This is a genomic window from Pseudovibrio sp. Ad46 (assembly GCF_001623065.1).
Taxonomy (GTDB): domain Bacteria; phylum Pseudomonadota; class Alphaproteobacteria; order Rhizobiales; family Stappiaceae; genus Pseudovibrio.
In genome coordinates this window covers 25,552-46,582 of record NZ_LMCG01000046.1, presented here as the reverse complement: position 1 = coordinate 46,582, position 21,031 = coordinate 25,552, and the positions used below count along the sequence as shown (strand labels likewise).

General features: G+C 51.8%; 17 protein-coding genes. 7 read left to right on the top strand and 10 right to left on the bottom strand.

What is annotated here, in order from left to right:
- Window positions 1–9: 9 nt before the first annotated feature.
- On the bottom strand, window positions 10–1,002 hold the full coding sequence (locus PsAD46_RS11385) for a threonine dehydratase (protein ID WP_082826927.1): 993 nt from the start codon (window positions 1,000–1,002) through the stop codon (window positions 10–12).
- Between the two features lie 136 nt (window positions 1,003–1,138).
- Here PsAD46_RS11385 and PsAD46_RS11380 point away from each other — a divergent pair, with 136 nt between their 5' ends.
- Entirely contained in the window at window positions 1,139–1,996 is an 858-nt protein-coding gene (locus tag PsAD46_RS11380; RefSeq protein WP_208981799.1) for an AraC family transcriptional regulator, read from the top strand.
- Here the strand turns inward: PsAD46_RS11380 and PsAD46_RS11375 are convergent.
- The 3 genes from PsAD46_RS11375 to PsAD46_RS11365 all read right to left on the bottom strand — a co-directional run bounded on the left by PsAD46_RS11375 (window position 1,950) and on the right by PsAD46_RS11365 (window position 4,751).
- On the bottom strand, window positions 1,950–2,432 hold the full coding sequence (locus PsAD46_RS11375; RefSeq protein ID WP_063306901.1) for a GNAT family N-acetyltransferase: 483 nt from the start codon (window positions 2,430–2,432) through the stop codon (window positions 1,950–1,952). The two genes, PsAD46_RS11380 and PsAD46_RS11375, sit on opposite strands and share 47 nt — an antisense overlap.
- 21 nt (window positions 2,433–2,453) lie before the next feature.
- Complete coding sequence (locus PsAD46_RS11370; protein WP_063306900.1) at window positions 2,454–3,230, bottom strand: SDR family oxidoreductase; 777 nt, start codon at window positions 3,228–3,230, stop codon at window positions 2,454–2,456.
- A gap of 180 nt (window positions 3,231–3,410) precedes the next feature.
- Window positions 3,411–4,751 carry a YheC/YheD family protein gene (locus PsAD46_RS11365; protein WP_063293477.1) on the bottom strand — a complete coding sequence of 447 codons (1,341 nt, stop codon included), beginning with the start codon at window positions 4,749–4,751 and terminating at the stop codon, window positions 3,411–3,413.
- A 534-nt stretch (window positions 4,752–5,285) separates the two neighbouring features.
- On the opposite strand from PsAD46_RS11365, the gene repA reads away from it, so the two are divergent.
- The 6 genes from repA to PsAD46_RS11335 all read left to right on the top strand — a co-directional run bounded on the left by repA (window position 5,286) and on the right by PsAD46_RS11335 (window position 11,761).
- Window positions 5,286–6,494 carry a plasmid partitioning protein RepA gene (gene repA / locus PsAD46_RS11360; protein ID WP_057462928.1) on the top strand — a complete coding sequence of 403 codons (1,209 nt, stop codon included), beginning with the start codon at window positions 5,286–5,288 and terminating at the stop codon, window positions 6,492–6,494.
- Window positions 6,491–7,540, top strand: a complete 1,050-nt coding sequence (gene repB, locus PsAD46_RS11355) for a plasmid partitioning protein RepB (RefSeq protein ID WP_063306899.1) — start codon at window positions 6,491–6,493, stop codon at window positions 7,538–7,540. Before repA ends, repB begins: the two co-directional genes overlap by 4 nt.
- Before the next feature lie 282 nt (window positions 7,541–7,822).
- On the top strand, window positions 7,823–9,190 hold the full coding sequence (gene repC / locus PsAD46_RS11350; protein WP_063293479.1) for a plasmid replication protein RepC: 1,368 nt from the start codon (window positions 7,823–7,825) through the stop codon (window positions 9,188–9,190).
- A 50-nt stretch (window positions 9,191–9,240) separates the two neighbouring features.
- The gene (locus tag PsAD46_RS11345; RefSeq protein WP_063293480.1) at window positions 9,241–9,768 is read left to right on the top strand and encodes a GNAT family N-acetyltransferase; all 528 of its coding nucleotides are present in this window, start codon (window positions 9,241–9,243) and stop codon (window positions 9,766–9,768) included.
- A gap of 162 nt (window positions 9,769–9,930) precedes the next feature.
- Entirely contained in the window at window positions 9,931–11,010 is a 1,080-nt protein-coding gene (locus PsAD46_RS11340) for a trifunctional transcriptional activator/DNA repair protein Ada/methylated-DNA--[protein]-cysteine S-methyltransferase (RefSeq protein ID WP_063293481.1), read from the top strand.
- Window positions 10,997–11,761 carry an isocitrate lyase/phosphoenolpyruvate mutase family protein gene (locus PsAD46_RS11335; protein WP_063306898.1) on the top strand — a complete coding sequence of 255 codons (765 nt, stop codon included), beginning with the start codon at window positions 10,997–10,999 and terminating at the stop codon, window positions 11,759–11,761. The genes PsAD46_RS11340 and PsAD46_RS11335 overlap by 14 nt, the downstream gene beginning before the upstream one ends.
- Before the next feature lie 49 nt (window positions 11,762–11,810).
- Here PsAD46_RS11335 and PsAD46_RS11330 read toward each other — a convergent pair whose 3' ends face one another.
- From PsAD46_RS11330 to PsAD46_RS11305, 6 genes are all read right to left on the bottom strand, one after another.
- Complete coding sequence (locus tag PsAD46_RS11330) at window positions 11,811–12,098, bottom strand: hypothetical protein (protein ID WP_208981798.1); 288 nt, start codon at window positions 12,096–12,098, stop codon at window positions 11,811–11,813.
- 351 nt (window positions 12,099–12,449) lie between these two features.
- The gene (locus tag PsAD46_RS11325) at window positions 12,450–12,788 is read right to left on the bottom strand and encodes a hypothetical protein (RefSeq protein ID WP_057462935.1); all 339 of its coding nucleotides are present in this window, start codon (window positions 12,786–12,788) and stop codon (window positions 12,450–12,452) included.
- Window positions 12,789–13,096: 308 nt separating this feature from the next.
- Window positions 13,097–14,110: a glutathione S-transferase family protein gene (locus PsAD46_RS11320; RefSeq protein ID WP_063306896.1), complete on the bottom strand. Its 1,014-nt coding sequence runs from the start codon at window positions 14,108–14,110 to the stop codon at window positions 13,097–13,099.
- Between the two features lie 61 nt (window positions 14,111–14,171).
- Window positions 14,172–15,086, bottom strand: a complete 915-nt coding sequence (locus tag PsAD46_RS11315) for an alpha/beta hydrolase (protein WP_063306895.1) — start codon at window positions 15,084–15,086, stop codon at window positions 14,172–14,174.
- A gap of 130 nt (window positions 15,087–15,216) precedes the next feature.
- Window positions 15,217–19,965, bottom strand: a complete 4,749-nt coding sequence (locus tag PsAD46_RS11310) for a DUF5801 repeats-in-toxin domain-containing protein (protein WP_063306894.1) — start codon at window positions 19,963–19,965, stop codon at window positions 15,217–15,219.
- Window positions 19,962–20,846 (bottom strand): hypothetical protein, encoded by an 885-nt coding sequence (locus tag PsAD46_RS11305; protein ID WP_063293487.1) that lies wholly within the window; start codon window positions 20,844–20,846, stop codon window positions 19,962–19,964. The genes PsAD46_RS11310 and PsAD46_RS11305 overlap by 4 nt, the downstream gene beginning before the upstream one ends.
- Window positions 20,847–21,031: the final 185 nt, after the last annotated feature.

The window sequence follows — 21,031 nt, the reverse complement described above, 5'->3', positions numbered from 1 at the left end:
GCCTTTTTGTTAGGCTGGAGCAAGTTCACCAGTTGCCTGTAAGTGGGTGTTCATCACACTCAGGAAGGTGGTCAGGTCAATGTTGCCACCCGTCAGGATCACACCTGCCCGTTTGCTCTGTAAATTGTGTTTGTTCGCCATCAGGCCGGCTAGTGGTGCAGCCCCTGCCCCTTCTGCCAGATTGTGGGTGTCTTTGTAGTAGGCCGCCATCGCTTCAGCAATCTGCGCCTCGCTCACGCTGACCACATCTTCCGCGCCTTTCAGGATGATCTCCAGCGGCTGTGCCTGCGGGTCGCGGCAGGCCATCCCATCTGCGAAGGTGTTGGCTGTATCTGTCTGGATTGCCTTGCCAGCTTTAAAGGACAGTGCAAAGGCAGCTGCGTTTTCAGCGGTCACGCCAATGATCTTGGTTTTCAGGCCGAGCAGATCGCGAACCGTGATGAGGCTGCAAATACCGGAGCCCATGCCAATTGGCACATAGACCACATCCAGATCAGAAACCGCACGGTACAGCTCCAGCGCATAGGTGGAGACACCTTTGACGATGTTCTCGTGGAATGGAGGCACCATGTGATAGCCGTGCTTTTCCTGCAATTGCTGTGCAACCACGCGGCTTTCATCAAAATCCTTGCCGGCAACGATCACATTGGCTCCAAACGCGCGCATGGCGGCGTTCTTTTCCAGTGAGTTGCCTTCGGGCACAACAATATAAGAGGGAACGCCATTTCGGCTCGCGCCAAGAGCAACGGACTGACCATGATTGCCACGCGTCGCCGTCACCAGCCCGGTGGGCTTTTGCGCAGACTTCATCAAGGCATCCACATAGGTGAACCCGCCACGAGCCTTGAACGAGCCTGTTGGTGTATGGTTTTCATGCTTCACGAAAACATCAACACCACTACGTTCTTTCAGCAATGGCCATGCATAACATGGGGTTTCGGGGACAAACTGCTTAACAGTGGTGTGGGCAGCTTCCAGATCCTCTAGCGAAAACAGCGGCATTCGATTTCCTTTTGGCAGTTAAAAACACTTTGCCATGAGCTTAAAACCTGACGCCGATGATGGCTTTCAAAATACTGACCTAAACGCCTTTGGCCAATGTCCCCTTGTTTGCCGTGGGTTAGTCGGCTTATAGATAATGCGTCGGAAATCAGATGAACCTATTGAAGCAACTGAGGCTATGAGTTCAGCGCGGGACATTATCAGCAAGTGGAAGCTGCAGTTGTTGCCAAGCAGTGCCTATGCTGTTGCCTACACGGCGGCGCGGGCCTCAATCGGGTTTGCGTTTGAAAGCCAGCGCGGGGCGCATTCTTTTGACAGCGATCGTCGGGTTGATTTCTGGACCCGGCCCAACAGCCTCGCCTTTGTGCCGAAGGGATGCGATGTCACCTCGGAGAGCGAGCGCGGCGGCGAGTATCTGACCTTTACGGTACCAGCTGAACTCCTGCCAGATCGCGGAGACCAGATGCGCTTCAACCATGCCATCTCGCCTGATGCGATTAAAGCTGCTTTTCATCTTCGCAAGGCACTTCTCGCAGCAAAACCTCAGGACACCTTAGCGATAGAAGCTCAGCTCTATGCTCTGCTGGATGTGGTGGAGCAAGTTCAGGCAGGCGCCTATGAAGATCCTCCATCCGCAGCGTCTATGACAGACACGCGGCTGAAACGGGTGGAAGAGTTTGTCGAAGATCACCTTGCCCGGCAGATGTCCATGTCTGATCTGGCAGCATGTGTGGATCTGTCAGCGGGCTTTTTCAATCGTGCGTTCAAAGGTGCCACTGGCAAAACGCCCCACGATTATGTGGTGGAGCGACGCGTGGCGCGGGCGCGCAAACTTCTTGGCGCACCATACAGCACACTCAGCCAGGTTGCTTATACCTGCGGGTTTTCCTCCCACGCACATATGAGCTCGACCTTCAAAAAACGCCTTGGTGTTACGCCCACCCAGCTTATGACGAGGCAGGTTTATCCAGCGCCAGCACGTTCAACTGTTTGACGTGATACTCAAGCACGCGCCAGCCCATTTTCTCATAGAACGGGGTGTTGTCGTCAGAGGCGCACAGATACACACGTGAGTACCCGTTTTCAAACGCCAGTTGGGCCATGCGTGCAACAAGGGCTGTGCCAATACCTTCGCGGCGATGAACTTCCTCTGTCCACACAGCTGCAACCCATGGTGTCAGTTGAGGACGGGCGGCAAAGTCGCTTTCAATCAGCAATGCGCTGCCAAGGTATATTCCGTCGTGGTGGGCAACAAAGGCGGTGGGGACAGCTTCAGGACAAAGAGCTGCGCGGACCTTGACTTCGATCTCGTCTTGCAAAACGCCTTTGTCTCGCCACCAGGTCTGCCAAATGCGATGGGCAATGGTGGGAATGAAATCGGGAGTTTCGCTCATTTCAGAAAGGGTAAAAGTGCGTTCTAAACTTTCCATAGGACTGGTGACCTGTAAAATCTAAATCGGTGTACCTCCTCCGGAAACGCTAATGATTTGTCCTGTTATTTTAGCAGAGCCCGGACCGGCGAGGAAGTTGATCGCTTCGGCTACTTCGTCGGGCTTGATGACGCCCAGATGAGCGTTCTGCTCGACTTTTGAGATGAGGCTTGCAGCAAAAGGATCTCTTTGAAGCTTATCATAAAGAGGGGTTCCACGTACAACACTTGGGCTGACACAATTGACCCGGATGCAATGCTGTTTGGCTTCTACCGCTAGGGCACGGCAGAACATGGAGATGCCTGCTGTTGCAGACCCGACGGCTGTGCTGCCAAAGGTCGGGATTATGGAAACATCCGAGGTTAAACAAATAATTGAACCGCAGCGTTGCTTCGTCATGACCGGATAAACCGCATGAATTGGGTGCAGAATACTGCTCATGAGCGAGGTGATTGTGGGCATGAGCTCTTTCAGTTTCAGCTCATGCAATGGTCTGGGGATGAGCCCTCCGCCACCGGTACTAACCAGCACATCGATTCGCCCCATGGCCAGTTCTGCGTGGGTAATGGCGGTTTCAGTGCGACCCGGGTCTGAAGCGTCGCATTGGACAAAATGCAGATAGGCGCCGGGAAATTCTGCTGCAAGTTTGCTTAGAGCATTGCGGCCCTTGGTGACGTCACGTGCGCAAATGGTGAGTTTTTGAAGACCGGATTGGAGGAGTGTTTTGGCAGAAGCAAATCCGATGCCGGATGTGCCTCCGACGATGACTGCTGAGGATTCATTTAGTTTCCGCGCCACAGTGACCTCCAGATGCGACTGAACTCTCGTCGTGATCTTGCTCGCGTAGATGTTCAAAGAGTTGTTTTAGTACAGATGCCGTATGTTTTTGCTCAACACGTGAGAGCCTGACAGGCCAAACAGCAATCAAAGTAACCGGAGCGCTAAGACCTTCCTGACATCTATATGTTTTGCCGCTCGTCACTCAGGCTCGTCGCCAAAGCCGGAAAGAAACGCACCATAATCGATGCTGGCCTCCAGCGTTGTCACTCTTGCTTCTGCGTGGCGCGGATCGAGAAAGATCATGCGTCCGGGCTTGGCGTTGATCTCGAGAAGCTTCGGACAACCTGTTTTGTCGACACCTATATCCAGTCCCAGTTCCCCGATTGGAGAGGTGTGATAGTCGTCCATACGATGTGCAATGGCGAAACCGCATTCCTCGACAGCCGCTTTCACCGCCTCGGCCTTCTTGCCAAACGCGTTGGTGAAGTAATCATCCGGATCAATCACATCCGCGCCCTGGCTGAAATGAGATGAGATGCAGCCGTGCGCGCAGACCCTTGGGCCGATCATCAAGCAGCGCCATGTGCCGCTGATGTCTTTTTGCATCTGAACGCGGCAATCGACAGACCGGCCATCGAACGAAGAAAAGTCGAGACTTTGCTGCACCAGATACTGGTCCAGTGACGTATGACTGAAGGCGAACTCAAATGCGTCTTCCAGCTGCATGAAATCCGCATGTGGGCAGGATAAGTCGGTCAACCATTGCAAACGGTAGCCTTTATCGCGCCTGGACAAGCGCATCAGTAGTTTGCCCCCTCGCCCGTCGACGGGTTTGAGATAAGCGGAGTGATGGCGGTCCAGAATCTTCTTTAAAAGCGGTGGTGTTGGGGCTCGGTGGGTTTCGGGCAGATACTTGCGCAGCTTTTGCCCGTACATCAGGTGCTCATGCACCTCCCATTTATCAAAGAACCCGGGATTGTAGATGTGAGAGCCCAGAGCGCGCATCCGGTTCTTCACCGCTTCCACACGTAGTTTGTGCTCTTCGTCGCGGGTGTGAATGCGGTTGTAAATGGCGGTGGGCAGGGGCAGACCGGGCTGGCGGTGACCGGGCATGGTCTCCCCCGTGATTGTGTTTGTCGCCCAGTTGTAATCTTCAGGCGAAAACAGAAAGGCGATGTAGCCACAGGTTTGCGCGTATGTCAGCATGTCCTGCTGGTGGCGGCGCTCAGGATCAAACTTGCCCGCACCCATGATGCCAATGGTCGGGCCTATGTGAATGGTGTCCCCGTCCCGCTTAACATGAAGGCCATCGATGAGCGCAAGGCCGAGTTCGTCAAACACATCTGCTGGCAGGCCAAGGGCTGACCTGCGCTCGGTGTTGATTGCCGTTTTGGCAGAAAAACGGTGACAGGCACCTATCTTGAAGGACAGGTGTTCACCGGCTGTGGCGCCGATTTTTTGAAGAGCACCTTTGGAAAAGACCACTTCATTGTTTGAACTGGACACACGATAAAGATGAAGTTTGACAGCGGAAACCACAGGCCCCCCAAGATCAGCTGGAAATCAGGACAAAACAGGACGAAACCGGTTGGGCCGGACCATACAAGACAGGTTCTCGCCAAAGCCTTGCGGAACTTTGGAAAGCTCTAATGGTTTAGGTTTTTGCGTGTACTTGGGGCCTTTACGACTCAGTGCGAATCTATGACTGATTCACGTGTGCACTGCCGATTGAGAGGAAGGTTCGAACTGTCAAATCGGTATTTCATCGATTTTTGCACATAAACCGTCATGTCCTAGTTTTTTTGTTGGCTTGGCGAAAGTGACGTTTCTTAATAAGATTGTTCTGTCTTATTATGGAAATATTGCTGTAAAATCGGTGGTTTACGCAATATCTGGTAATTCTCCGGTTCCGCAGTACAAGGACAGCGGAAAGAACCTTAACGATCTCTTAATATTGGTTAATACTCGTTAACTATAAAGATATTGACGCGCGTTTTGAAACGGAGAAGGATGCGCTGTGACGGATTATTTTCGCTCTGAACTTCAAAACCGTCATAGAGGTTAAGAGGCAATATGCTGCTCGCTGCTGAACATGATGAAACTTCTGCTGAGAAGATTGCACGCCATTCTGACTTGTTGTCACGGCAACTGCAATCCTTAAGGGAGAAGATGTATCCGCCTGAAGCTATGAAGAAGCTGAAGACGTTCTCTTCGCGCGAGGTTGCAGGCCTGCTCGGCGTTGCCGAATCCAGTTTGCGCCAGCTTTCTCTCAACGGTGAAGCAGTTATCCCCGAAAGGCTGGATAACGGCAGACGTATTTATACACTTCCTCAGATCAACGAATTACGTCGTTATCTGGCCGAAAAACGGCCTGCAGATGCCCTTCGTCTGGACCCGCGCCGCCGTCATGGCGAGAAGATGCAGGTTCTGGCCGTTGCCAACTTTAAAGGCGGCTCCGCAAAGACCACCACAACCGTCCATTTAGCGCACTATTTGGCGCTTCAGGGCCTGCGTGTGCTCGCCATCGACCTTGACCCGCAGGCCTCCTTGTCTGCCATGTTCGGGTATCAGCCAGAGTTCGATGTTGACGAGAACCAGACTCTTTATGCCGCGATCCGTTATGACGACGAGGAGCGCGTTCCACTCAGCCATGTTATCCGCAAAACTTACTTTGATGGGCTCGATCTTGTCCCCGGTAACCTGGAACTGATGGAATATGAGCACGAAACCCCGCAGGCAATTGCTCAGGGGCTTTCGCGCGGCGATGGCATGTTCTTCCGCCGCATGGCGACCGTCCTGAAGGAGGTGGAAGATGATTATGATGTTGTGCTTATCGATGCGCCGCCACAGCTGGGGTATCTCACCCTTGGCGCGCTCTATGCAGCAACCGGAATTGTCATCACCGTGCATCCGGCCATGCTGGACGTGTCATCTATGAACCAGTTCCTCTCCATGACCTCAGAACTGCTGGCGGTGATTGAAGAGGCTGGTGGCACCCTGAGCCACGATTTTGTGCGTTACCTGCTCACACGCCATACACCTCATGATGTGCCGCAGGTGAACGTTGCAGCGCTTTTGAGAGGTCTTTTTGGTGAGGATGTGCTGGCAGCGTCCATTGTGGAGACCACAGCGATTGCCAATGCGGGACTGGAAAAGAAGAGCCTTTACGAGGTTGAGCGCGGAAACATGACCCGCGATACCCTCAATCGTGCTCTTGAATCGGTCGATGCAGCCAATACGGAAGTGTTCCAACTGATCAAACAGGTATGGGGTCGTCCATGAACAAGGCAACTGATCGTTCCAAGAAGATGCGTGCCATGTTTGGCGGTGTTGATCCGGCTGAGCTGGCGAAATCGCCCGGCCCTGCCCCGTCCATGACGGCGACAACGAAACAACGCGTTTCTCCGGGGGCGATCAAGTCTATGCGCAACACCTTCTCCAACGTGGAGAAGGAGAACGAAAAGCTGCGCCAGATGATCGAGGACGGCAGTGTCGCGCATGAGCTGAACACGGAAGACCTTGACCCATCCTTTGTGTCTGACCGTATGGTCGTGGCCAATGATGAGGATTTTGAGAAGCTCAAGGCCTCCATCTCTGCCAGCGGCCAGCAGGTGCCTATTCTGGTACGCCCGCATCCGGACCTGCCGGATCGTTATCAGATCGCATTTGGTCACCGTCGTTGGCGTGCCTGTAAAGACCTTGGCATCTCGGTTCGCGGGATCATCAAAGAGCTTTCCGATGAAGCCCTTCTGATTGCTCAGGGTCAGGAAAACCATGAGCGGAAGAACTTGTCTTTCATCGAGACGGCGTTGTTTGCCTCTCGTCTGGCAAAGACATTCCCGCAGACGGTCATTTCCAAGGCGATTGGTAAGGACGCGACCACCGTATCCAAGCTGCTCAAGCTGATGAATGCCCTGCCAGAAGAATTTGTCCGCGAGATTGGCCCTGCGCCAAAGATCGGGCGTCCAAGATGGGAAGAGCTTGCTGGTCATTTCACTCACGGCCAGTTGCCTGACCCATTCAAGGCCCGTGTTGATGCCGTAATGATCAGCGCCGACTTCGAGCTTTCTGCAAGTGACGAGCGCTTCAGCGCGATCCTGTCTGCCTGCAAGTTTGCCGAGACAACGGCAGCAGTCACAACTGGTTCTATCGCCACAGCCGCTAAGAGCTGGATTGGCGACAAGCAGATCCTGATGAAGGATGGTCCGAATGCGCTGAGCTTTCAGGTGGATGCGAAAAAGCAGCCTGAACTTGCCGCGTTTTTGAAGCGCCGCCTGCCGGATCTGATGGATGAGTTTGAAGAAGAAATTCTGAAGGAGGATGCATGACGGTCTAGTTACGTCTCTTCCAAAGAAAAACGGTCCTGCTGACGGCAATCAACAAGACCGAAATTCCTTGGGTACAAACAAACGATAGCGCTCGATGTAACCCTTTTTTGTATCTTCAAATTACTTCGAGACGCGGTACGAATCAACCCTTCACCAAGGTGTTGAAGCGTCTTTCTGCATGCTAATCGCCAGTTTGTCCCGTTTATCCTCAGTTTGGGGAGGATGTTTTGCGTCCTGACCCATGAGAACACCTACTAGACTTAGTAGGTGAACGGTGTAGCTATGCAATCTGTTGGTTCAGTGGCGTCGTTCAGAAAACTGACGCCGGCAATGGTTGCCAGTCAAAAACTGGCGATGGCCAATGACATTGTGAAGACGACAAAATCAGAGGTCGCAATGGCTTTGAAGAAGGCCGCGCCTGCTTTGGGAATTGATGGGACCACCTATCATATTCTCGATATTCTGATTGGCCTGACGGCTGCAGAGGACTGGTCGCAGGACCGCCGTCCGCTTGTCGCAATTTCCAATGAAAAACTCGCTGAGTATGTCAGCCGCTCCTCTCGTACTGTCGTGCGCTCGTTACGCAGGCTAGTGGAAGCTGGTGTTCTTGCTTACAAAGATAGCCCAACGGGACGTCGTTATATCTACCGCGCGGGTGAAGATCGTCAGATTGAGCGTGGCTATGGGTTGGATTTCTCTCCGGCACGTCAACGTCTGACTGAACTAAAGCAGATTGGTACTGAGTTTGCAGCCCGTCTTGCCCAGGAAAAGGAAGCCAAGCGTACAATAAGCCGGCTTTCAAGAGCTATGGCAGACCTGTTCCGTCTTGCCAGCCTTGAGGAACTGGAAGTCTCAGAGATCGCATCCGCATTCAATGAGCTGATGGACCAGCCAATGGGTGTTGTTGACCGCTCTGAGGCATTGACCATGCTTCATGAGCTTTTAGTAGCTCGCTTTGATATGAGCGAAACACCAACAGAAAAGGGTGATGCTGATGTTGCTGAACATGATGTTTTTTTTGATAGAAACTCAGAAATGTCATGCGCAGAAGACAACGATGTCACCCCATATAATAATACAACCTCTCAAGACTCTTGGAAAAAAAGTAAGCAACAACGGAATGCGTCTAACGACGCATCCATAAATACAAGCAAATCAGGTTACACCCGATTTGAAATGGCTCCTGAAAAGGAACCAGAAAGCGAAATTCGTGCCACAAGCCAAAAGCTGAGCAAGGCTGAAAGTCTGAACTGGTCAGAACATGTTGATCCTCATCAAAGCGAACAGTTCTCCCCTCTCCTGTCTGAGGTTTCCCTTGGGTTGATCAGTTCAGCAACTGCAGAAACTCAAGCTGCAATTGGGCTCGATCTTTCCAGCTGGAGCAGTTTGATTGACGCGTCCGATGACATGCGTTTGCTGATTGGCCTCTCTCAAAAAGGCTGGTTTGATGCGAGAAAACGGGTTGGCGATTATACGGCTTCTGCGGTTTTGATCACCACGGTTGAGAAAGCCCTGCGCGATCCGGAAAGCATTGCACGACCGGCTGGATATTTCCGCGCTTGTGTTGACCGGGCAATTGATGGAAAGCTGGCCTTGCACCGCACGTTGTTTGGTCTGGCCGCCTCCGGGTCCTCTGCTGCAGATAACTAGCGCTGAGTTAGGTGGTTTGCCCTTAGCAATTAGAATTGGATGTAAAACTCATGGCTCATGGATCAGCTACAACGCAAATGCCTCTGATCACGTTGTTTCAGGAGGACGACAAACAGGAGCTGCGTGATTTTCTAGCGTCGGCCTGGACACAGGCCCATGAGGATGAGTTGGGCACTGAGCTGACCAAACAATTGGTTGCAAGGCTGGAAAGCGAAGATCTGGGCGGCGTTGTTCCTGGAGAATATGGGTATCTATACCTTGCCAAGAGCGAGCAGAAGATCGTCGGGTCTTTGGCCTGTGCCCTTCGCGGCGAAGTGGTCTTTATCTGGGCGTGTTATCTGGCCAGCGACTTTCAGCGCAAAGGGTTGGGCCGGGCACTGATGAAACAAGCTGTCTCCGAATTCCCCGAGGATAAAGTCGCCGGAATCTATGTGCTTGAAGGGAATGAGGAAGCCAAGCAGTTTTACCAAAAGCTCGGCTTCATTGATTGCGGCGAGGCCGAGTTTGAGGTCATCGCGGACATCTACACCCCTGCCCGCGTTATGCAAGTTCGCATCGCAAACCTGAACTTAGGTTGATCTAGAGCCCGACTGGTACTGCATAATTTCTGCATTCGGCGCTTTGCTCTATGCTGCTATTGATTAGCTTTGGTCAGGTGCTGAGGTAACATGAAAGCAGATGTCCTTAATAGACGCCCGAAAACCGTGCGCATTTGGGGGCAACTGGATCTATAAGAAACTATGCTTTTTGAACTTCCAGATAACAAAGTGCTTTATCAGGCGCTGATTGACCGAAATCCGGACTTTGATGGTCGGGCTTATGTTGGTGTGCGCTCAACCGGAGTGTTTTGTCGCCTCACCTGCCCCGCCCGCAAGCCAAAGTTTGAGAATTGTTGTTTCTTCGAGACCATTTCCGAATGCTTTGAAGCTGGGTTCCGCCCTTGCAAACGCTGCCATCCGGTGGGCACGTCTGCCGAGAACGATGAAGTCGTGACCCGGTTGCTGTGTGAGTTTGAAGCTAAACCGCATCATAAATGGTCCGAGTCCGATATTGCGAAACTTGGGTTAGATCCTTCCACCGTTCGCCGCGCCTTCAAACGCCAGTTCGGGATTACGTTTCTGGAAATGGCCCGTCTTTCTCGTTTGCGTGATGGATTTGAGACGCTTTCCGATGGCGGCAAGGTGGTTGAGGCGCAGTTGGCCTCAGGGTTTTCGTCTCCGGATGCTTTCCGGCAGGCATTTGCCCGTTTGCTGGGATGTAAACCGGCGGAACTGAAAGGCGATGGTCTCCTTAAGGCGGATTGGTTCGATACACCGCTTGGTACAATGATTGGCGTGAGTGATGATCGCGCACTACATCTGCTGGAGTTTGCGGACCGCAAAGCACTGCCTGCAGAACTTGCCCGTTTGCGTAAGCAAGTTAAGGGTGATCTGGGTCTTGGCCGGACTGCACCAACCGACCAGATCGCCTCAGAACTGCGAGAGTTCTTTGAGGGCAAACGACTGGATTTTGACGTGCCGCTGGTTATGCACGGAACCGAGTTTACAAAGGATGTCTGGCGCGAACTGCGCCGTATTCCGATCGGCGCAACCAAAAGCTACAGCCAGCTGGCCAAACAGATTGGGAAACCCAGTTCTACCCGCGCTGTTGCCCGTGCAAATGGAGCAAACCAGATTGCCATTGTCATTCCATGCCATCGTGTTGTTGGGATGGATGGTGGCCTTACCGGATATGGTGGCGGGCTTTGGCGCAAGCAGAAATTGATTGACGTTGAATTGAAAATAGCAAGATCGAAGGGCCTTATTGATGTCTCAGGCTGATAAAGCAAAACAGTTCGCCGCTCTGCATAAAAAAGGTGAGCCAATCGTCCTCTACAACATTTGGGATGCAGGTACTGCTCAAGCCGCCACAAAGGCAGGTGCCAAGGCCATTGCAACGGGAAGCGCATCAGTTGCTGCGGCGCATGGGTATGGAGACGGCGAAGAAATCCCACTTTCGCTGGTCGAAATTATCGCAAGCCGCATTGCGGAAAGCGTGGATGTTCCCTTCTCTCTCGATTTTGAAGGCGCCTATGCAGATAGGCCTGCGGATGTGAAGGAAAATGCGGCTCGGATTATCAAAACGGGTGCTGTTGGCGTCAATTTTGAGGATCAGAAGGTCCACGGCTCCGGCCTTTACTCGGTCGATGAGCAATGTGCGCGGATTGCAGCCTTTCGGGATGCCGCAGATGAAGCAGGCATTCCGTTTTTCATCAATGCGAGAACTGATCTGTTTTTGCAGGAACCAGATGCAAGCAAACATGCTGCCTTGGTGGAAGAAGTTGTGCTGCGTGGGCAGCGCTATGCCGAAGCTGGCGCCAGTGGGTTCTTCATTCCGGCCTTAACGGATCCTGATCTGATCGCTCAGATTTGTGAGGCGGTGCCACTGCCTGTGAATGCTTACATGATGAAGGGCATGCCTGAAATCGCTAAGCTTGGAACGCTTGGCGTTTCGCGGGTGAGCTTTGGGCCGGGACCTTATTGGGAAGCAATGGTTGATCTGAAGCGGAAAGTTGAAACCATACTTGGTTGATATGAGAGGGGAGCATATGCTCCCCTTCGCTTTTTGTCGGCGCGCTGTCTTATTTGCCTTCTTTGAATTTCTTTCTCATTTTATCGCGCATTTCCTGCTGCATCGCGCTAAACTTTTCCATCTGCTCTGCGCTGAGAACCTGAGCTATCTGCTCATTCATCTTTTCTCTGGACGCTTGCATTGGACCACGAACTTCGCGAAGTTGTGAAAGGGTTGGCTTCTTGCCACGCTCAATGCCAGCATCTTTCAGGATCGCGCGGCGATCTTCCATGGATTGCTTCATGATTGGGCGGACTTTTTCTTTCTGCTCATCCGTCAGCTGTAGCTTTTCAGCCATCATTTCCAATCGTTGACCCTTGCCAGGATCCGCCTGGGCGATGAGAGGTGTTGCAAAGAGGAGAGACAGGGAGAGAGCGATTGCCTTGACATGGGGGCTCTTTTTTTTTTGTAAGTCGATAGCTCATGAAGACAGTGCGTGGACGCAGCGTTAAGTGCAAACCAAATAGTGTAAGAGAACGTCTCCGTTCTGATCCTTGTGACAGGTCGTTACACTTTCACTAACCCATTAAAATTATTGGGAAATATTCTATTCAGGTTATTTCACATTTTCATAAAGATATGCCCGCCTCGGGTAGGAGGCGGGCACCGTTGCCAGCATTGGGATTTAAGGCAACTTTAAAGGTGAAGCTTAGTCAAAAAGATCCTGACGAGCTTCGGTTCTGCGAATGACACGGCGCGCGGTTGCTCTGTCCTGACGGCGGTCCCATGCTTTGGGGGCGACAGCGACCGGGGCCGGAGTGACAACTGTTGTGGTTGGGGCTGGTACAACAACTGCAGCAGGCGCCGCATTCATTCGGCAGATCTGGAGTGGATTGCGTCCGGAGTCATAAATGGCAACGCATCCGGTTAATGAGTTTGTCTGAATAATCGTTTTGGTGCCGTTGCTGTCGTAAAAAGTCAAAGCATCAGCGAAAGCTGCGCCAGAAAGAGTAACGAGAGCGGCGCTTGCGATTGCAATTCTTTTCATTCTGATCTCCGGTGGTTCGGTCGTCCAACATGTCTGTTTGGGGTAAAGACACTGTTTGATTGCGTTGAGGGGACTATCGGGGATCAGTTGAAAGAGAGCAATTTGAGTTTTGTAATCGGCTGTCGCTCAACTTGAATTCTGACAAACTCGGTTACAAATTGGGCAGATAAGCCCCGTTGATGGATACAGTTTGATGCACACCATCGCAGTTTTCTGCCGATTTTGGGGAAAAGTAACGCACAAGCAGGTGAGTTTGGCAGGGCGTGGATGACTTGGCAGCTGCCAACAATTGCTGCCAAGTCAGATTTTTAAGAGGCGGGCTGTACCAGTGAGACGTCGAGGATCTCTGTCCCTCCAATGAGGAACTCGCTGAGTGTTTCGCGGTGCTCAGGCGTCAGCTTCGCCCACTCATCTCGCAGGCGGTCGAGGCACTTCTTCTGGTATTTGAAGATGTCTTGGGTAAAGAAACCTTCTGGCAGATCTGCAGTAAAGGACGCTTCCCCTTTGTCGATGGCTTTGGAGTTCGCTAACAGGAACGGTAGATAAGTATCGCCTGCCATCTTAAGAAGCTCTTTGACTGCCGGAGTAAGTTCGGTGATCCAATCACCGTCAAAACCGGAGGCGTCATCAATGTGGTCAAGCCAGCGGAAGACGAAAGGGAACTCATTTTGCAACATGGCAGACGGGGTTGGGTCGTCTTTGAGTTGGTAGAGCTGGCCGAAGAGAGCCACATCTGCCAATGAGGCCATATCGCCAAACAGGAAATGCTGCTTAGACAAAACCGCTTGTTCCAAAATAGAAAGCATACGCTTGGTGGATGCTTCAATGATAGGCGCTGTTTCCGGTGTGCATCCAACCTTCGGCATGCGGCTGATCTGACGCGCGCCAAACTGCTGGCCCATTGCCTTGATGGTTTTTTCATCCAGACCAAGACAAGCGTCGTAAAGCAACCAGTTCGGCACGATCTTTCGGTCTTCCTCATAAAACCACCGATAATGGAACATGGCTTTCACAAGCCACTCGTCTGCCATGTCCTCAATCAGGTAACACGCGAACCGTATCAGTGGATCGTCGGGAACAAGCGACCTCCCCTCCCCTTTTGCCTCCAAGTCCAGAAGCAGCGGAGTGGAATCGTTCACCCACGTCTCATCCGGATACTTGACGACAGGGATGACCGGGATCTTCACATGCTTGGTTGGGCTGTTTGGCCCCATAGGTGCGCAGAGCTTCCATGCGTGTGGAATGCGTTTTGCTCGGAATGCCGCACGCACTTTCATTGAGTATGGTGAGCCCAACGCTCCGTGTATTTCAAAATTCCCCATATTCCCCTCCCCTGACTTGGCAGGTTCTGAATTCCCTCAGGTCCACTGCCAAACTTGATGTTTACATGTCGTTCAAGATCGCTCCGCCACCGTGCCACCGGATCTCCTCTCCCCTCTCCATCTGAGCCATCATGTTCAAAATGGCGGCTGGGTTTTCCATTGGTAGGAAGTGAGTGTGGTCAGGAACGTAAATGTCTTTTGCATTGGGCATGTTCTCTGCCAACAGCTCCCAGGTGGGCGATGGTGAGAAATCATGCAAGGGCTCATCTGGTTTACGACGACGCGCGCGCACAATTGTCGTTGGCATGGTCACAGCATCCAGAAGCGGATAAATGTGGTCTCCGTAACAAGTGCGATAAACCTCGGCTTCAGCATCTGGTGGACAAGCGAGTTGGTATCCTTCGCCCCGCTCTGAAGCGACTAATCCGTGATCGCAGTAATCTTGCAAAATTTCGGGTAGCCAGCTGTTGTATGGTTTGCGGGTTTTGAACCGCTCGTACATTTCACTTACATCCGCCCATTGGTTTCGGCGCCGGGCAACCGGATGGTCCTGATCTGCGATTTGCTTGAAGAACGGAAGCAGCGGTTTTGGAAACACGACTGGATCCAACAGAAGAATGTTTTTGTAGAGCTCAGGAAACTTGGCAGCTGCCAAGATAGACAAATGACCTCCACAAGAATGGCCGACACCGAATACTTGATTGAGCCCGAGTTGCTTGACCACTGCGAAAAGATCTTCTCCCAGATCAGTCCAGAGTTTCGGTAAGGCAGCATTGTCGCTTTGGCCATGACTGCGCATATCCCATGCTATGACATGGCGACCGGGAAAATGCTTGATGATGTAATCCCAGACGCGACCATGAAATCCCGTGGCATGGAGAAGCAAAAATGTAGGACCTTCGCCCGCCCATTCGTGAAGACAGATCTTATGATCTCCTGCATGGACGAACTTCTGAATGGGGGTATCTGAACGCATGGAATTTCCTCTGCAGCAATGTCAGAAGAAGTGTAGTCATACCGTATGGGAGAACAAGCTCTACCAAAGCAGAATAGTGATTTTATTTCAAAATTCTCGACTTGGCAGCTGCCAAGTTTGGTAAGATTGCCTAGGACATAGGGAATGCATTTTCAATCGGGAGCTCGACCTCCGGCATAAAGCCTTTCACTTCGACACTTAAGGTGGCACCAACTGCGTCCGCGTTTTGGAAGTCTAATGTGGTGACGGTTTCCCATGTCTGGTCATCATCGCGTGCGTCCAAATCGACTTGCACGGCATATTGACCGTCTTGATTTTCCACGATGCGGACGTATTGGTTAGTGAAATTATAGTATTGGCTGGTTCCACCTTCGCCGTAGTCGTCGAGCAGTTTGGAGAGGTCCAAGATATCTCTGTCTCCTCCGGCAGAGGTTTTCAGCTGGAAGTCTGTGATGTGATCTGCTGCTCCGTCGAGTTGCTCAAAGAAGAAGATGTCAGAGCCTTCACCACCTGTAAGTTCGTCGGTTCCAGCTCCGGCAGTCAGTTGGTCGTTGCCTTCAAAACCATTGATCACATCATCTTCATCGGTGCTTTTCAGAGTGTCGTTGCCGGCTGTCCCGTCAATCTGGTTCCTCGCATCAGTGGACCCATCATCTGGATTGGGGTGAACTTGAATACTGGTAATGGACGGGTTGGAGTTCCCATCCTCGGAGTGAACAATGACTGAGAGGCTACGCGCCTGCAAGCTTTCAGATGTGGTTGTGAAGGTGATTGAGTTCAGCAAATTCTGATAGGTGGAAGCATCGGCTACTCCAGATAACGTGAGTGTCATAACTCCGCTGCCGTTGTTTTCCAGTTGGCTGGAGACGCCATCGACATCCAAGAAGTTGAGATGATCACCACTCTGCGCATTGAAGAGTTTGAGAGTCAGGCCCGAAATCTCATCCTGCACTCCGTCGATCTTGGCAGACTTGGCAATTGCCAAGTCGTCATCTCCAAGCTGAAAGGATGCCTCGAAGTGTTGCTGTTCCAGTGGCTCTGGCTGGACTATTGAAACCGTCAGCTCCTCAATTCTCAATGTGTCTGCAGCGGTGAGATCCGCTGGTGCAACCAAACGGATCGTTGTCGCAGATGAGATGTAATCGCTTAGATCAAGGTTGATCGTCTGAGACTGAGTGTGACTGATCAGACTGGAAATCTCGCCAATCTGGTGGGCGGACCCATCAGCCAACAGGGCTTCAATGTAGAATGACTTCGCCGGACCGTTCGTTGCGAACTCTGCTGTGTATGTGAGTTGGATTGAGGCACTTTGCGCGCCTGTCAGGTCAAACGTTTTGCTGATGCAGGCAAGATTGTCGTCTCCCTCTGAAGACGAACCGGATCGATCTGAGAGAACCAATTCGCCAGTATCGGCGTCAATGTAGATATCTGAGGAACCATCACTGGCGGCTTTAGCTTCTCCGTCATCTCCACTTTCTACCCAAGGCGTGGATTGAATTTGGCCCATTAGCTCAGAAGAATACAAGGTTTCATCGAAAGTCCAGCTGACTTGGTAACTGCCAGGTTCTCGGGTGTGAAGGAAAATGGTGGGCGGTGCAGTGGGCGGACTCGTGCCTTCGGTGACTTCAATGCGGAACTTTTGAGCAGCCTCCGCGCCAGAACTATCTTTCGCGACTACAGTGATCTCATAGATGTTGTTACCGTCCAGATCCATGGGTGCTTCGAAGGATACATCTTCTTTCCAGCTTACCTGGCCGGTCTGTTCGTCGATGTTGAAACGGGCCTTGTCAGACCCTTCGAGAAAAAAATGGAGAGGGTCTCCATCTGCATCTGAAGCATTTGCCGTGAACACAGTATCGGGACCATCATCCTCGACACTCATGTGAAGCGGCGTATCGTGGCCAACACCGGAAAAGATGGGTGCGTCGTTTTCCGGTGATAGCTCTATAGAGACGGTGACGGTATCGCTGCGCTCTCCATCCGCATCCTCAATGTAGTAACTGAAGCTGTCCGAGCCATTGGCGTTGGGGTGACCCGTGTAATTAAACGTGTTGTCCTGGTTCTGAGAGAGGTGGCCCTTGGCAGGTGCCAAGACGATGCGAACAGTGAAGCCTTCACTGCTGAGAGTATCATTGCCTAACAGATCCAACACAAGCGGTGTATCTTCCGTACCAGAAAACTGATCGGGGGACGCCGATGACTTTCCGTCCAAGATGCTGAAGGTGAAGTCCAGAGGGATCGTGTCTCCGTCACCATCGGAAGCTACTGCTGAGAACGATAGTGAAACCTCGCTTGCTGATGTGTGGTCAATCGGTGTGAAGAACTCGACTTCGTAGTTTCCTGATCCGGTGGGATCCAGTTTGATCGTGAAAACGAGCGTGCCATCCTGCGTCTTTGCGCTGAGTTGATTGCCCGTACCTTCAATGGAGTAATAGACCTGAGCACCGTTGACAGTGAAAGGAACAAGACTGCTGCTCATGCTGGAAGAGAAGGTGAGCGTCGTTGCAAACTGTGTGTCGGCGCCCCAATGAACGTTCAAATCACCACTTTGAACGATCGAGGCTTCATCGTTCATACGCGCTTCGAAGAGAGCATTTTCTGAAAGGCTAAGTGCTTCAGGCGCGGAACTGAGGACAGGCGTGCTGTCTGCAATCGTGATTTGCAGCTGACCATTAACGGCGTCCCCATCTGCATCACTTGCAACATAATGCAGTTGAAACTGCTCAATGCCCCGAGCATGGTTCAATGGAGCATGATGATCGACAGAATACGCGCCACTGCTGGAATTCAGCGTCGCGGTGAAAATTGCCGTCGTATTTTGGAAAAGCGTCAGTTTCTCGCCAGTCAAGTCCCAGCTGAAGCTGGGAGGAAGCGCGGACTGAGTCCATGAAACCTGCCCTCCATCTACACCAGCTGAGATCGGGAGTACACCGGTTAACGTATGAGTATCCTCAGCTTGAGCATTTCCAGGCGCTGATAGGGCAAATGCGTCGTCGCTTAAACTGAGGTTGACCGTTGCTCCTACTTCTGGAGTGTCATCTTTAATTGACACCATGAAGTTGCCTGAAGCTGTGTCGCCGTCTCCATCCGTAATTACAAAGGGAAGGTTGATGGTCTGTTGGTCTACGCCGTGCTGGTGTTGCAATGGATTGTGTTGTTGAACCGAGTAAGCGCCATTGCTGCCGGTAAACTGAGCAGTGAGAATGACCGTATCGCCCTGCAAGACACTGAGCTGTTTCCCCTCGATAATGTAGATCAGACCATCGGGATCATCAGGTAATTGCCAGCGTATCGTGGCCGCATCTGCCCCTGCTGAATGAGGCAAGGACTGTGACGAATAGCTCAGCTCAGGTTCAGTGCTCAGCTGGCTTTCATCAAAATTGATCTGGTTGAGCGGAAATGCTTTTGGCGCATCATCCAGTGACGAAACCAGAAGCTTGCCTTCTGTCGTCTGACCTTGCGTATTTGTCGCGCTGAAACTGAGGTTAAAGACGGCCTCCGCAGCAGATCCATGATTGATCGCGCTGTGCTGGGTGACGTTGTAAGAGCCTGTTGTTGAATTGAGTGTGACTGACAAAACGACTTTGTTTCCCTGCATGATCAGGAGCGTTTGTCCTTCCTGATGAAAACTAAAGCCTTCAACCGGAGATGCTGCGTTCCAAGACAGAGCGACAGGACCTTGTTCAGCAGTGATCGGTAAGTCCCCAGAGGCTGAAGCTTGCCCCGGATTGCCATCTGAACCACCCGCGAGCCCTGCCTCTGAAACCGTGGCTGACAGGTTCCACTCTGTTGGCATCGGATCATCTTCAACACGTATGTCTAAATAAGAAACAAGTGTGTCGCGATCCGCATCCTTTGCAATGAACCTAAAGCTCACTAAGAGTTCTGCTGAACTACCCGGATGGTCCAAGGACGCAAATTGCTCATAGCTGTATGTGCCGTTTGGTGTACTCGGATCCAGCGTAACCTTGAAAACAAGCGTTCCGTCGCCTTTCAAACCTTTCAATATGTGTTGGCCTTGCGGGCCAAACTCAGATTGAAAAAGAACCCGCGCACCGCCACAGGTAATATCGAGCGGATCACCTGAGCGGCCGAGTGGGCGTCCGGCTGCATCAAGTGTAAAGAGCAGTGCGCGGGAGTTGGTTCCATCCACGCCGAAATCAAGAGCGAGACTATCGCTGACAGAAATACTGTTGGATGTGCGAAAGGATGCTTCCTGAACTGAATGGACAGGAAGATCACTTGCCCGGGTAACTGTGCTGTTTGGTTGAACGTATAGATCAGAGACAGATAACCGCGGAACGATAATGTTCTCTGATTGTGTATTAAGAGCGCTTACAAGTGGAGCAGCCTGATAGTTATCCTGCGTGTTTTCAGAAAGCTGATCAGACTGCGTAAGACTGTTCAGCTTTTCAAGCGCTGGTTCGTGGTGAACACTCTGCAAACTTGTTTTGGATATGGGCTGCCAATTGGTTTCTTCTGAGGACTTGTCAGCATCCTCCGTTTCTTTCTGGGCAGGGGAGGGGAGGTCAACTTGAAAGCTGCCAAGTCTTGGTGCCGTCTCGACTTCAACGGCCTTCAGAAACTGGCTCTGTGTTGTGAGCGGACCAGATGGCATCAAAATGAAGAATTCATTGGCAGGTCCACCAAAGAACTGTTCGATGACAACAATCTGCCCATTCCCATCCAAAATATGAAGCTCGTCTCCATCACGGATAAGTTTTGCTGTGCCGATGGTTTTGGAGAGGTCAACAAGCTGGCCTTGCTCCCGCACCATCAAGATTGGTGTACGGGAGGGCGCCAGCGGCTCGGCAAGCAGAATTGGTGGTGGTGCGGACTGAGAAGGCGCAGTCGCGGGCGTTGCGGTCAGGTTCGTCATGGCTGCGTCTCCTCTTTCTTCCGGTTTACTCTGTGCTTATTTGACGTGCTGGCGTGCCAGATACTTCCTGCGGGCGAGCTTCTTCTTTTCAAGCAGCCGGGGGAAAGCCCCAGATGCAACAGTATGTCTGATTGTTTGGTTCTCGCCTGAAAATGCAGGCGTACGAGGTCAGCTTCAGACACTGCCAGTTTCAGGTCTGCTTTTTGCAGATCATTGAGGGCACTCAGAAACTCCGCAAACAATGCCGGATCAACCAGATTGGCCGCGCGGGCCTGATGATAAGCACGTGCTCTCCGAGCCGCGTGAAATTGCAGCTGTTTGTGCTGGTCAACGGCGCGCTGAAAACGCTTCTCAGTTCTGCGATTATCTCTGGTGAGCGTGGACCCGCTGAAGAGAGAGGGACCGAGGGAAGACTGCAGATTTGATGCTCTCTCTCCAGTCAGCTCAACGTATTTTGTATGCGCAGAAGTAAGATATCTTTTCGCTGAAATATTCAATTTATTCAGTGTGTTAAGGGAGCTCTCGGATACTTTCCCAACAAGCTCGATAGCCTCAGGAACATGGACGCCTTCAGTATCTGTTAGCGTTGCGACAAATGCCTTCAACTCACTCTCAGATTTGCTGTAAATCTCAAGAGTTCGGGTGTTCAGGTGAAGTGTCAGATAGGCCTCAAGAACGCTCAGGCAAAGGTCATTCTTCTCTTGCTCTGATGCCTTGATCCAACTCCCACCAGTTTCAGCTGAGGTGAAGAGGAAGCTATCTTCTACTGCGTCGCGAAACGTGGTTGCGCCGCTGGATGTGACCATGAAGGACGCAACCATCATGCTGGCAAATTGGTAAAACCAACCTTGTTTGAAACACAAATTTTGCCACTGTTTCATGACGCCCCCTCAAGGCGCCCAATCCACCCTCCGGCAGCACCTCTCCTCTTAAGAATTCATTAACATTTGCATCTAGGGAACCTGAATTGGTTGAAAGTGACAATTCCAAAATCAGGGTAGAGAGATAACGTAGATTTAAATATGGGGGTGTTGTTTTTGAGGGGGGAACGCCTTTTACAAGGCAA

Coding starts and splice junctions, on each gene's coding strand:
- PsAD46_RS11375 (WP_063306901.1), bottom strand. CDS start 2,432: ATGGAAAGTTTAGAACGCACTTTTACCCTTTCTGAAATGAGCGAAACT.
- PsAD46_RS11315 (WP_063306895.1), bottom strand. CDS start 15,086: ATGCGTTCAGATACCCCCATTCAGAAGTTCGTCCATGCAGGAGATCAT.
- PsAD46_RS11340 (WP_063293481.1), top strand. CDS start 9,931: ATGCTTTTTGAACTTCCAGATAACAAAGTGCTTTATCAGGCGCTGATT.
- PsAD46_RS11325 (WP_057462935.1), bottom strand. CDS start 12,788: ATGAAAAGAATTGCAATCGCAAGCGCCGCTCTCGTTACTCTTTCTGGC.
- repA (WP_057462928.1), top strand. CDS start 5,286: ATGCTGCTCGCTGCTGAACATGATGAAACTTCTGCTGAGAAGATTGCA.
- PsAD46_RS11310 (WP_063306894.1), bottom strand. CDS start 19,965: ATGACGAACCTGACCGCAACGCCCGCGACTGCGCCTTCTCAGTCCGCA.
- PsAD46_RS11320 (WP_063306896.1), bottom strand. CDS start 14,110: ATGGGGAATTTTGAAATACACGGAGCGTTGGGCTCACCATACTCAATG.
- repC (WP_063293479.1), top strand. CDS start 7,823: ATGCAATCTGTTGGTTCAGTGGCGTCGTTCAGAAAACTGACGCCGGCA.
- PsAD46_RS11330 (WP_208981798.1), bottom strand. CDS start 12,098: ATGGCTGAAAAGCTACAGCTGACGGATGAGCAGAAAGAAAAAGTCCGC.
- PsAD46_RS11335 (WP_063306898.1), top strand. CDS start 10,997: ATGTCTCAGGCTGATAAAGCAAAACAGTTCGCCGCTCTGCATAAAAAA.
- PsAD46_RS11345 (WP_063293480.1), top strand. CDS start 9,241: ATGGCTCATGGATCAGCTACAACGCAAATGCCTCTGATCACGTTGTTT.
- repB (WP_063306899.1), top strand. CDS start 6,491: ATGAACAAGGCAACTGATCGTTCCAAGAAGATGCGTGCCATGTTTGGC.
- PsAD46_RS11305 (WP_063293487.1), bottom strand. CDS start 20,846: ATGAAACAGTGGCAAAATTTGTGTTTCAAACAAGGTTGGTTTTACCAA.
- PsAD46_RS11380 (WP_208981799.1), top strand. CDS start 1,139: ATGCGTCGGAAATCAGATGAACCTATTGAAGCAACTGAGGCTATGAGT.
- PsAD46_RS11385 (WP_082826927.1), bottom strand. CDS start 1,002: ATGCCGCTGTTTTCGCTAGAGGATCTGGAAGCTGCCCACACCACTGTT.